This is a genomic window from Streptomyces sp. NPDC054765, assembly GCF_053612065.1.
Map to the genome: position 1 here is coordinate 143,671 of NZ_JBSHBP010000008.1, position 12,410 is coordinate 156,080.

Consider the following 12,410-nt stretch of genomic DNA (forward strand, 5'->3'; position numbering starts at 1 on the left):
CGCTCAGCCCGCGCAGGCCTGGTCGGCGGCGGTGACCCGGTCGATATGGATGGCGAGTTCGCCGACCGTCATGGCCAGGATCTGGTCGATGTCCTTCTCCGCGAGGAGGCCGAGCAGGTCCACCGAGCTGCCGTAGCGCTGCTGCAGCAGCTCGGCCAGGGCGACGAACTCGATGCTCTCCAGCGCCAGATCGTCGTTGAAGGTGGTCGCGGGGGTGATCTCGCCGACGACGAGCAGCTCGTCGCCGACGACGCTCACCAGCATGTCGGTGATCTCGGCCAGGATCGGCCCGGTGCGCTCGGAGAGCGGGTCAGCTGCCATGGGTGGCCTCCGTGGGAGTGAGGGTGTCGGTGCCCGTCCGCTCCTCGGGCGGCGGCCCGGTCCAGGCGACGACGTGGCGCGCGGACAGGTCGTGGACGGAGTCGAGATGGACGAGACGGCGCCGGCCGTCCGGGGAGACCACCTGGAGCGCGCCGCCCGGTGCGGGGGTGACGGCCCACTCCAGCGGCCGGCCGCCGAGGCCGCTGCCCGCCGCCTTCGCCGCGGCCTGCTTGGCGCACCACAGGGCGGTCAGCCAGTAGGCGCGGCCGGTGCCCCCGCCGGGTGCCTCCCGGGCCTGGAGGCCGTCCGCCAGGCGGCATTCGGCCGGGGTGAGGGCGATCCGTTCGAGGGCCGCCGGATCGTCGGTGACGGACTCGATGCCGATGCCGACGGGGCCCGCCCGGTGGGCGAGGGCGACCGCGACGTGGTCGTTGTGCGCAAGGGAGAGGTGGATGCCGCCGGCGAGCGGGCCCTCGGGCCGGGGGCGGCCGTGGTGGTCGTTGCCGACGGGGATCTCGGCCGGGAAGAGGGGCCCGGCTCCCGCCTCCCACAGCAGTTCACGGACCGCGTCCTTGGCGGCGATCCGGCCCAGCAGCCATGCCGCTCGGGCGCGCGGCGCGCACCGTTCGTAGCGGGCGCGTTCGGCCGCGCCCAGGTAGCGGCGCATGACCAGCTCCTGCGAGGCCGGGTCCGACCAGCGGCGACGGGCCAGACACCAGCCGCCCGGACGGGGTTCGCCGACCCCGCACACCTCCGGGGTGAACTTCATGGGCCACACCCGTTCATCGGCCCCGAAGCGCCGGTACGTCCAGCCCTCCAGCCGCGCCCATACGGTGCCGTCGGCGCCGCGCAGTTCCACGTCCCCGCGCACCGAGCCGGGACGTACGTCGCGGATCCGGGCGGTGGCCGCCAGCAGCGCGCCCTCGCGGGGCGGGGGGCCGTAGAGCCGTACGCGGTCCAGGGTTGCCGGGAAGACCAGCCGGTCGCCGGTCAGTTTCAGCTGCATCCAGTGGCCGAGGAGCTGGCCCGCGGCGTCCAGGAGGGCGCCGGGCGCGGGCAGTGCGCGCAGCGTTCCGCGGATGCCGTCGGCGGCGAGCGTGGTGACCTCGTGGACCCCGGCGAACGCCGGGCCGTGGAACATCCACCGGTCCCGGTAGAGGGCCTCGGCGCTGACGGGCGCCGGCCGGCCGGATGTGAGTGCCGAGGCGTCGGGAGGTGGTGGCGCCGGGTGGTGTGCCGCGAGATGGACGGTGACGGAGGCGTGCTCGCCGAGGCTCACCCGTACCCGGCCGTCGGCGGCCGGGGTGGCGGTGACGGCCAGGTCGACGGGCGGGGCGACGGGCAGCCAGCGCAGGGCCCGTACGTCGGAGTAGCCGGTGACGGTGTGACCGGGCCGTGCCTCGTGGGCGGCGTCGGCGGCCAGTTCCAGCAGTGTGGTCATGGGGACGACGGGGAAGCGGTCGGCGGGCTCGGGCCAGTCGTCGGGCTGGAGGTAGACGCAGTGGTCGCGGACGTAGGGGAGGGTGGCGAGGGAGAGGTGGCGGACGGTGCGGCGGGGGCCGGGGGCCGGGGACGGCCGGGGGGCGGGGCGGGGGCCGGGCGCCGCGGGTGGCCGGGCGGCCGCGGCGGCGACCGTCCGGGTGGCGGCCCGGGTCTCGGCGAGGAGGGTGTCCAGGGCCTGCCGGACGGGTTCCGCGACGGGCTGCCGGGGGTGCGGCAGCGCTCCCCCGCCCTCTCCCTCCGGAGCCGCGGCCGCGAAAAGCCCCGTGACCGGCGCCGCGTCGCCGAGGCGGACCAGCGGCGAGCCGAGGTCGAGCCGGACCGGTGTCCCGGCCCCTTCCGGGACCGTGGCAGCGTCCGCGGCCGCCGGGGCGGCGGCGCCGGGAGGCGCCAGCCTCGCCCAGCGCGGACGCAGCCCCTCGGCCCACAACGCGGCTGCCAGCCGCCGCAGTTGTGCCCTTCCGTCGCGCCGGGAGTCGGCCGCCGCGACAGCGAGATGGTCCGCACCGTGGAGGGTGTCGGCGATGAAGCCGGGCAGGCTGCCCGCGCCGAGCTGGACGAAGGCGCGTACACCCGTCTCGTACAGCCGTCCGGTCAGTTGCTGGAAGCGGACCGGTTCCAGGAGGTGCCGCAGCACCAACTGGCGTACTTCCGAGGGTTCTTGGGGGAAGGGGGCGACGGTCGTGGCCGACCATACGGGGACGGGGAGGTGTCCGTCCCCGAGCGGCAGCGCGTCGAAGGCGGCGCCGACCTGGTCGAGGTAGGGCGCCCACATCGGCGTGTGGAAGCCGGAGCGGAAGGGCATCTCCTGGGCCCGTACGCCCTGCCGGGCGAGTCTGCCGACGGCCTCGGCGAGCTGCCGCGGAGCTCCGCAGATCACCGACTGGTGCGGGCAGTTGTCATGGCTGACCGCGACCTCCGCCAGGCCTTCCAGCGCCGCGGCCGCCTGTGCGGCGCCACAGCCCAGTGCCGCGTAGACCAGGTCGGGTACCGCGAGGGACCCGGGCCGCAGCGAGTCGAGGAAGGTGTCCACGGCCCGGTGCGGATACATTCCGGCGACCACCATCGCGGTCCACTCCCCGAGACTGTGCCCGGCCAGCAGGTCGGGGGCGATGCCCAGTTCGGCCAGGGCGCGGGCGAGCAGCCGGCCGGCGGCGAGGGAGTCGACGGCTCGTTCGACCAGACCGCTGCCGCCGGAGACCGGGGGGCGGGGCAGGGACAGCAGGTCGGCGATGTCGTCCCCGCGCGGCGGCGGCTCCGCCTCCAGCCCCGGGAAGACGAAGGCCAGCCGCGCGCCCGCCTCCGCGGCGTGGGGTCCGAAGAAGGGGCTCGGGGTGAACCACACCTCGCCGCGCCCCCGCCAGGCCAGTCCGCGCGCGAGGACCTTGGCGGCCAGGGCGCGGCGCTTCGGGGTGGGGTCGAGGAGGGCGAGGCGGCAGGGCCCGTCGTCCGCGGGGCCGCCCGGGTCCGCGCCCGCATCCCCGTCCCCCATATGCCGTAATTTCCCGGCCAGTTCGCCGGGAGAGCGCGCGGTGAGCAGTACGGTGCGCTCCGGCTCCGTGATGCGCAGCGGGGAGTTCCGGGGCACGGGCGGCGCGGCCGCGCTCTGCCGTCCCGGGGCTTCCTCCAGGATGACGTGGGCGTTGATCCCGCCGAAGCCGAAGGCGTTGACACCGGCCCGCAGCGGGGCGCGTCCGGCGTCCCAGGGTTCGGCCTCGGTGACCGGACGCATACGGGTCCGGGCCAGGCCCTGGTGCGGCTCGTCCAGATGCAGGGTCGGCGGCAGGGTCCGGTGGTGGACGGCGAGGGCGGCCTTGATGAGTCCGGCGATGCCGGCGGCCTGCATGGTGTGCCCGAGCATCGACTTCACCGAGCCCAGGCCGACCGGCGCCCGGTTGCCGCCAGGCGGGCCGAACACCCTTGCCAACGTGTCCAGTTCGACGCCGTCGCCGACCGGCGTCCCGGTGCCGTGCGCCTCCAGCAGGCCGAGCGCCGCGGGGTCCCGCGGGTCGAGTCCGGCGTCGTGCCAGGCCTGCTCCAGCGCCCGTACCTGCCCCTGTGTGCGGGGGTTCATCAGGCTCGACGCGCGCCCGTCGCCCGCCACTCCCGCCCCGCGGAGCACCGCGTACACCCGGTCCCCGTCGCGTTCGGCGTCGGCCAGGCGTTTGAGGAGGACGACGCCGGTGCCCTCGGACAGCAGGGTGCCGTCGGCGCGGCGGTCGAAGGGGCGGATGCGCTGGGTGGGGCTGAGCGCGCGCAGCTGGGTGAAGACGCTCCACAGGGTGGCGCTATGGCAGTGGTGCACGGCTCCGGCGGCCACGAGGTCACAGCGCCCGGCGGCCAGCAGATCGACGGCCTGCGCCACGGCCAGCAGCGAGGACGCGCAGGCCGCGTCGAGGGTGTAGGCGGGACCGCGGAAGTCCAGGCGGTTGGCGGTCCGGGCGGCGGTGAAGCTGGGCACCAGGCCGATGGACGCCTCCGGCCGTTCGGGCCCGAGGCTCGCCTGGAAGGCCTCCCGTACGGCGGCGATCTTCGACTCGCCGAGTTCCGGGGCGAGTTCGCGCAGGGTGGCGGCGAGCTGGTGGGCCGTACGGACCCGTTGGTCGAGCCGGGCGGTGGCCACGCCCATGAAGCCGCCGCGGCCGAGGATGACACCGATCCGGGAGCGGTCGGCGGGCAGTCGCTCCGGGCCGCCCGCGTCGGCGATGGCATCGGCGATGGCGCGCAGGGCGAGCAGCTGATCGGGCTCGGCTCCCGGGACGGCGGCGGGCATGATGCCGAAGCGGGTGGGGTCGAAGGCGGCCGGCTCGTCCAGGAAGCCGCCCCGCCGGCAGTAGAAGCGGTCGCTGCGGGCGGGGCCTTCGGCGCCGTGCGGGTCGTAGTAGATCTCCGGGTCCCAGCGGCCGGGCGGGACGTCGGAGATGCAGTCCGTGCCGGCCAGCAGGTTGCGCCAGTAGGCGGCGAGATCACCGGCGCCGGGGAAGAGCGCCCCCATGCCGACGATTGCCGCGTCCGTGGGGCGGGGGCCGGTGCGCCGGGCGCCTGGCTCACTCATCGCCCGCCACCTCGCCGCCCGCCGCCTCCGCCTCCGCCTCCGCCGCCAGGACGACCTGGGCCGAGGTGCCGTGGGCCAGTTCGTCCAGGAAGGCGGCCGCCGCGGCATCGGGGTCCAGGAGCGGGATGCCCCGGCGGGCGTAGGCGCGCTCCAGTTCCGGGGTGACCATGCCGCCGCCGTCGGCCGCCCATGGCCCCCAGTCGACGGCGAGGACGCGTCCGGCCGTCCGGGCCGACCAGGCCCTGGCGAGGGTGTCGAGGGCGTCGTTGGCGGCGGCGTAGTCGGCCTGGCCGCGGTTGCCGAAGACCCCGGCGACGCTGCCGAAGAGGGCGAGGAAGCGCGTGTCGTCGCCGGCGGCCGACAGGAGATGACGGGCGCCGTCGACCTTGGTGGCGAAGACCCGGGCGAAGGAAGCCGGGTCCTTGTCCCGCAGCAGCTTGTCCTCCAGGGTGCCCGCGCCGTGCACGATCCCGTCGAGACGGCCGTGCCGGTCCCGGATGTCCCGGGCCACGGCGCGGACGGCGGCCGCGTCGGTGACATCGGCCGCGTGGTAGCGCACGGAGGCCGCGAGCGGTTCCAGCGCGGTGAGGGTGCCGGTGATCTCACGGCGGGCCAGGACCCGGGTGGCCGCCGCCTCGATCTCGGCCGGTCTGCGCAGCCCTTGGGCGATGAGCGCGGCACGCAGCGCGATGCGGTCGTGGGCGTGTGCGAGGGCCGGGTCCTCGGGGGTCTCGTCCAGGGGGGTACGCCCCAGGAGTTCGATGTGGCAGCCGTGGGCGCTGGCCAGGGCACGGGCCGTGCGGGCGGTGATGCCGCGTGCGCCGCCGGTCAGCAGCACCACGGAGCCGGCGTCGAGCGGTGGCCGGCCGGTGGCGGGCCGGTCGTGGCGCAGGGGTGCGGGGACGGTGCGCAGGGTGGTGCGGGTGCCGTTGGTGCGGCCGACGACGACGGGTTCGCCGGGGGCGCACAGTTCGGCGAGGAGGTGCGCGGCGATGCGTTCGGGGCGGTCCTTGGGGTCGATGTCCACGGCCCGTATCAGGACGCCGGGGTATTCGAGGGCGGCCGTACGGGCGAAGCCGCGCAGCCCGGCGCCGGGCAGCGGGTCGGGAGCGTCCCCGGTGGCGTCCCGGCCGAAGGTGCCGCCGGCCGCGGTGGCCAGCAGCAGCCACCGGGCTCCGCCGGTCAGCGCGCTGCGCAGGCCCGCGTACTGGCCGGGCAGGACGGCGCCGCGTCCGGCCCGCAGCGCACTGAGGTCCACGAGTCCGCCCACCCCGTCGGCGGTGACCTCGGCCAGCCGCTCGGCAGGGACGGTACGCACCCGTGCGCCATGGCTCTCCAGGAGGGCGGTGAGCGCCAGCGCCACCCCCTGCCCGTCCTCCACCACCGCGAAGTCGCTGCCCGCCACCACGTCGGCGGGTGGCCGGCTCGCGGGCGGGCCGAGGGGGGCGACCTGGACCAGAGAGCGGGTGGGGCGCCGCGGCACGGGGGCGCGGCCGGCTTCACTCCCGGCGGGCGGGTCCGCGGGGGCGGGCGGCGGCAAGGGGGCGGATTCCGTGGGCGGTAACGGGGCGGCGGGGGCCGAGTCGGGGGTGGCCGGGGCCGGTCCGGGCGGGAAGGCCGCAGGGGCCGGTCCGGGCCCGGGTGAGGAGAGGGCCGGTCCGGACCCGGTCGAAGGGAAGGCCGGTCCGGGCTCGGGCACAGCAGGAACCGCTGGTCCGGGCTCGGGCACAGCAGGAGCCGCCGGTGCGGGCTCGGCAGGGGCGGCGGCGATCCAGTCGACGATGCCGCTGATGGTCTTGACCCGGGCGAGCTGCTCCACCGCCGACTCCATGGCTCCGTCGGCGTCCCGCGGGAGTCCGATCCGGTCGGCGAGCGCGCCGATGATCTCCACGCGCTTGATGGAGTCCACCGAAAGATCGGCCTCCAGGTCGAGCCCGGCGTCGAGCATCTCGTGCGGATAGCCGGTCCGGGCGTGAATGATCTCCCGCACCGCATCGAGGAGTTCACCGGGGCCCGGACGCCGTGCGGCGGTGCCGGGCGTCCGCCCGACGGCGGCGCCGGCCGGGGCCCCGGCTCCGGCCTCCGCGGGCGCGGGCGCGGGCGCGGCGTACGCAGGCTCGGTGTACGAGGGCATGGCGTACGAGGGCGCGGTCCGCTCCGGGGCGGTCGCGGCGGCATCTCCCAAGTACCGCAGGACCACGTCCCGTTGGGCGGCGACCAGCTCGCGCGAGGCCCGCAGATACTCCAGCACCGCATCCTGCCGGGCAACGTCACCGGATACGGCGCCGCCCTCGGGAGGCGCACCGTCACCGCCCCGGCGGGTGTCCACACGTCGCGCCGGACGCAGCCCGCCCGGCAGGCAGGCGCCGTCGGCCGTGCGCACCAGATGTCCGTCCACCAGCCATCCCGGGCGGCGCGGCGCGGTGGCGGGCAGTGGCTCCGTACGCCCGTGGAACAGGGCCTCCGGGTCGACCGGGACCCCGGCCGCGGCGAGCCGGGCCAGCACATGCGGCAGCCGGGCCAGTGCGGGTTCGCCCGGCACGTCCAGTGCCACGGCGGTGTGCGGCCGTCCGCCGAGGATCTGCCCGACGAGGCCGGTGAGCACCCGGCCGGGCCCGGCCTCCACAAAGGTGCGCACCCCGGCGGCGTACATGTTCTCGATCTGGTCCACGAAGCGCACCGGTGCGGCAACCTGGCCCGCCAGCGTGTCGCGTACCGCGGCCGCCTCGCGGCCGTAGGGGCGCGCGGTGGCGCCGGACCAGACCGGGACGGCGGGGGCGGACACCGGTACCGCGGACAGTTCGGCGGCGAGCGCCTCGCGGGCGCCAGCGAGTTGCGGGCTGTGGAAGGCGCAGGCGACCGGCAGGCGCCGCGCCTCCACACCGGCGGTGCGCAATGCCGCCACGGCCGTTTCCACGGCGTCCGTGGGCCCCGAGATGACGCTCTGTTCGGGCGCATTGTGGTTGGCGACGACGACCCCGGCGCCGTGGGTCAGGTCCCGTACCCGCGCCGGGGTGGCCACGACGGCGGCCATCGCTCCGGGGTCGTCCCCGGCGGCGCCGAGGATCGCCTCGCCGCGGCGGGCGCTGAGCCGCAGCAGCGTCCCGGTGTCGTAGGCACCGGCGGCCCACAGCGCGGTCAGCTCGCCGTAGGAGTGGCCGGCCGTGCAGTCGGGGCGCACCCCGAGCGTGGTGAGCAGCCGGTGTGCGGCGGCGGAGGCGAGGCCGAGCGCCGGCTGGGCGACGCGGGTGTCGGTGAGGGCGGCCTGCTGAGCGGCCCGCCGCTCGGCGGTGAAGGCGGTGGGCGGGAACATGGCGGCGGCCCACTGCGGTTCGGCGTCGTCCAGGAGGCCGCGCAGCGCGGGGAAGGCGAGGAACAACTCCACGAGCATGCCGGTCCGTTGGCTGCCCTGGCCGGGGAAGAGGAAGGCGACCAGGCCGGGGTCGGCGTCCCGCTTGCGCGGATACACACCCTCGATGGCGTCGAATCGGCGGGCGGCAGCCAGCTTGACGGCGAGGTCGTCCAGGTCGTCGGCCACCACACAGACCTGGACCGGCCCTTGCGCCGAATCGGTCTCGGCGGCCAGGTCGCGCAGCGGCCACGGCCGCCCGGCGGCGTCGTTGTCCGCCAGCCGGGCGGCGAGGCGTTCCATGGCCCGTACGGCGGCGGCACGGTCGGCCCCGCGGAAGCAGAAGAGCTCGGCGGGCCAGTGCGTCAGGGCCTGGGCGGGTTCGGGAGCACCGTCGTAACCGGCGAGCACGGCATGGTAGTTGGTGCCGCCGAAGCCGAAGGCGCTCACCCCGGCGATGCGCCGCCCCGCGGGGACCGGCCAGGGCCGGGCGCTCCCGGCGTCGAAGCGGAAGGGGCCGGTGTCCGGGCCGGTGTCCGCGGCGGGCCGGGTCAGATGCAGGGTCGGCGGCCGTACGCCCGTGTGCACGGCGCGCGCGGCCTTGATGAGCCCGGCCAGGCCGGCCGCGCACTTGGTGTGCCCGATCTGCGACTTGACCGAGCCCAGCGTGCAGCTGCCCGGTGCGGCTCCGGCGGCCTCGAACACCTCGGTGAGGACGCCGAGTTCTGCGGTGTCACCGACGACCGTGCCGGTGCCGTGGGCTTCGAGCAGCCCGACCTGGGCGGGGCTGATCCCGGCACGTCGGTAGGCGCGCTCCAGGGCGCGCCGCTGGCCCTCGGGCCGCGGCGCGGTCAGCCCGAGGGAGCGCCCGTCGCTGGAGGTGCCGACCGCCTTGATGACCGCGTAGATCCGGTCGCCGTCGCGCTCGGCGTCCGTGAGCCGCTTGAGGACCAGTGCGCCGACGCCCTCACCGAGCGCAATGCCGTCGGCCGCCGCGTCGAAGGGGCGGCAGCGGCCGGTGGGCGACAGGGCGCGTACGGACGCGAACATCAGGTAGTCGTTGATGCCGTTGTGCACATCGGCGCCGCCGCACAGCGCCATATCGCTGTCGTGGTCGCGCAGTTGGCGGCAGGCCAGGTCGAGCGCGGCGAGGGAGGAGGCGCAGGCGGCATCCACGGTGCAGTTGGCGCCGCCCAGGTCCAGGCGGCTCGCGATACGTCCGGCGATGACATTGGCCAGCACGCCGGGGAAGGAGTCCTCGGTCAGGCGGGGCAGTTCGGCGTCGAGGCCGGGGGGCAGCTCCCCCAGGTAGGCCGGGTGCAGCGCCCGCAGGCCGTAGGCGCCCGCCAGTTCGGTGCCCGCCTCGGCGCCGAAGACGACGCTGGTGCGGGCGCGGTCGAAGTCGCGGTCGGCGTATCCGGCATCGGCCAGGGCTTTGGCGGCCGCTTCCAGGGCGAGGAGCTGCACCGGGTCGATGCCGGTGAGGGAGGCCGGGGGGATGCCGTGGGCGAGGGCGTCGAAGGGGATGGGGGGCAGGAAGCCACCCCAGCGTGACGGGGTGCGTTCGCCCGCCCGCGCGGGGTCCGGGTCGTGGTACATACCGGTGTCCCAGCGCTCGGCGGGCACCTCGGTGACGGAGTCGACTCCGGCGACGACATTGGACCAGAAGCGCGCGGTGTCGGCCGCGCCGGGATAGAAGCACGCCATGCCGACGATGGCGATGTCCAGCGGCTCCGCGTCCCGTTGCCGTCGCTCCTGCTGCTCGTCGGGGGTCCTGAACTGCTCGGCCCGCGTCGTGAGCCGGGCGGTGGCACCGTCGGTCACGGCGGTGTGCAGCGCGGCGACGGTGGTGGTGGCGCTGCGGGCGGTGGCGGCCTGGCCCAGCATGTACAGGCCTTCCCTGCGCTGTTCCCGCTCACCCACCGGCGCGGGCCGCCCGCCGTCCGTGTGACGCAGGCCCTTGCTGGCGAGGCGCAGTCGTCCGAGGTTGCGCCGTTCCAGTTCCTCCCAACGGGCGCGTGGGTCCGTGCCCTGCGCGGCGAGGCGCCGTCCGGCCGCCGCGAACTCCTCGGCGTAGGCGGTCTCGGCACAGCGGGTGGCATGGCCCGGGGCGGTCCGCAGCAGTACGGTCCGGTCGCAGGCCAGCGCGGTGTCCTGGAAGCCGGGGAGTACCGCGCCGGTGGCCACGGCCTCCTCGGTGAAGAGGTAGGCGGTGCCCATCAGGACGCCGATGCGGGCGCCGAGTGCGGCGAGCGGGGCCGCGGCGGCCGCCGCCATGGCGGCGGAGCGGGCGTCGTGGATGCCACCCGCGAAGAGCAGGTCCAGGTCCTCGGCCGTCCCGCCGGGCGTCCGGGCGTGGACGGTCAGCCGCTCGATCTGCTCCTCCCACAGCGGGAAGCTGGCCCGGGGACCGATGTGACCACCGCACTCCTGCCCTTCGAAGACGAATCTGCGGGCGCCTTCGGCGAGGTAGCGCTCCAGCAGGCCGGGCGCCGGGACATGGAGGTAGGTCCGGGTCCCGGCCGCTTCGAGGGGTGCGGCCTGGGCGGGCCGGCCACCGGCGATGAGGGCGTAGTCGGGGGCGAACTCGGCCACCGCGGCGAGCTGTTCGCGCCGGAGTCCGGGCGGTGCGAAGCCGAGCAGCCCCACGCCCCACGGCCGTTCGCCGAGGCGCTCGGCGGTCTCGGCCAGCAGCCGGCGCGCCTGCTCGCCGTCCATGACGGAGAGGGCGAGGAAGGGCAGTCCGCCCTCGGCGGCCACGGCGGCGGCGAAGGCGGACTCGTCGCTGACCCGGGTCATCGGCCCCTGGGCCACGGGGAGGTGGCGGGCTCCGGGGCGCGGGGCGAGCGGCCGGGTGCGTGCCGCCGCGGCGAGGTGGTCGGCGACCGCGGCCCGTACCGCCTGTACGAGGCCCCCGGTGGTGCGGTGCCGCGCGGCGAGCCGGGCGGCGAAGGCGCCGTCCTGGCCTATGGGGAGCAGCTGGGTGTGCAGGTCGCGGGCGCCGAGAAGCGGGGCAATGCCGGCCGGACCGGTCTCTTCCCCGTCGGCCCCTGGGCCGGCGGCCCCGCTGCCGGCGGCGGCCGCGGGGGTGCCGAGGTCCGGGCGGGTGAGGACCCGATGGCCCGCGACGAGCGTGGTCTCGCTGCCGTCCATGGCCCGGATGGCGGTGGCGACCGCCCGGGGCAGCCGGGCCTCGCCCTCGGTGGTCAGCGCGAGCTGGGAGTCGAGGAGCACACCGGCCGCTCCGCCGGCGACGGCCGCGGCGGCGGTGTGCGGGCCGATGCCCCCGGCGGCGAGCACGGGAACCGTCACGGACGGGTCGGCCAGTACGCGCTGCAGCAGGACACAGGTGGTGAGTTCGCCCACCCGGCCACCCGACTCGTGGCCCCGGGCGACGAGCGCGCCGGCTCCGGCGGCACACGCCGCCGCGGCCTCCTCGGGGGTGGTGATCTCGGCCCATACGCGGCGCCGTCCGCCGCCGGCCCAGTCGTCCGGCCCGGGGACCGCGCCGCCCGGCCCGGCGGTGTGCGGCCCGGGGGCGGCGTAGGCCCGTGGGTCGGCGAGCAGCACGGTGTCGGTCTCGTCGGGCAGATCGGCGGGCGTGAGCGGACACCCCACCGGTACCCGCACTCCATGGCGTAATCGTCCGAGCCGGGCGAGCGCGTCCCGCGCGGCGCCGGCGTCCCGGCCGAGGTCCAGCAGGCCGAGCGCGCCCGCGCGTTCGGCCGCCACGACGATCCGCTCGCCCGGCTCCTCGAACGGGGAGAGCGCGACGACGAGGTCACGGCCGGTGGTTTCCGGGCGAGGGGGCGCGGCGGGGGCGGGGCGGGCGGACCCGGCGGGCCGCCCGGCAGGAGCGGCCCCGGTGCGGGCCTCGCCGCCGGGAGACGCTCCGGTGGGCCGCGAACCAGGGTCACCGGAGCCGGAAAGGGGGGTGCCGGGGAGAGGGGGCCAGGGGGCCACGGGCGCTCCTTCTGCTGGGGGCGGACACGCTTTACCACTGCCACCTGCGGTAACCGGCGGTCAGGGCACGTCGTCGAAGTCCCGTCCGCCTCGACGGGAAGGTGCAGACAGGCCCCGTCCCGCTGATGCCGCGTTGCATGGTGGAGCCACCCCCGTGCACTGTCAACGCAGGTGCATCAGGCGGTAGTTGATTCCGCCAAGGTCACGAAGGTGGCATTCCGC

General features: G+C 76.5%; 3 protein-coding genes. All 3 read right to left on the reverse strand.

All coding sequences use genetic code 11. The features are described 5' to 3' along the window. Positions 1–3 precede the first annotated feature (3 nt). The 3 genes from ACWGJY_RS08250 to ACWGJY_RS08260 are packed head-to-tail and all read right to left on the reverse strand — an operon-like array spanning position 4 to position 12,188. A complete protein-coding gene (locus ACWGJY_RS08250) occupies positions 4–321 on the reverse strand; it encodes a phosphopantetheine-binding protein (RefSeq protein WP_453259968.1) in 318 nt (105 codons plus the stop codon). Beyond that, the gene (locus ACWGJY_RS08255) at positions 311–4,876 is read right to left on the reverse strand and encodes a beta-ketoacyl synthase N-terminal-like domain-containing protein (RefSeq protein ID WP_453259969.1); all 4,566 of its coding nucleotides are present in this window, start codon (positions 4,874–4,876) and stop codon (positions 311–313) included. Before ACWGJY_RS08255 ends, ACWGJY_RS08250 begins: the two co-directional genes overlap by 11 nt. Next, a complete protein-coding gene (locus ACWGJY_RS08260) occupies positions 4,869–12,188 on the reverse strand; it encodes an SDR family NAD(P)-dependent oxidoreductase (protein WP_453259970.1) in 7,320 nt (2,439 codons plus the stop codon). The genes ACWGJY_RS08255 and ACWGJY_RS08260 overlap by 8 nt, the downstream gene beginning before the upstream one ends. Between the last annotated feature and the right edge of the window lie 222 nt (positions 12,189–12,410).

Coding starts and splice junctions, on each gene's coding strand:
- ACWGJY_RS08255 (WP_453259969.1), bottom strand. CDS start 4,876: ATGAGTGAGCCAGGCGCCCGGCGCACCGGCCCCCGCCCCACGGACGCG.
- ACWGJY_RS08250 (WP_453259968.1), bottom strand. CDS start 321: ATGGCAGCTGACCCGCTCTCCGAGCGCACCGGGCCGATCCTGGCCGAG.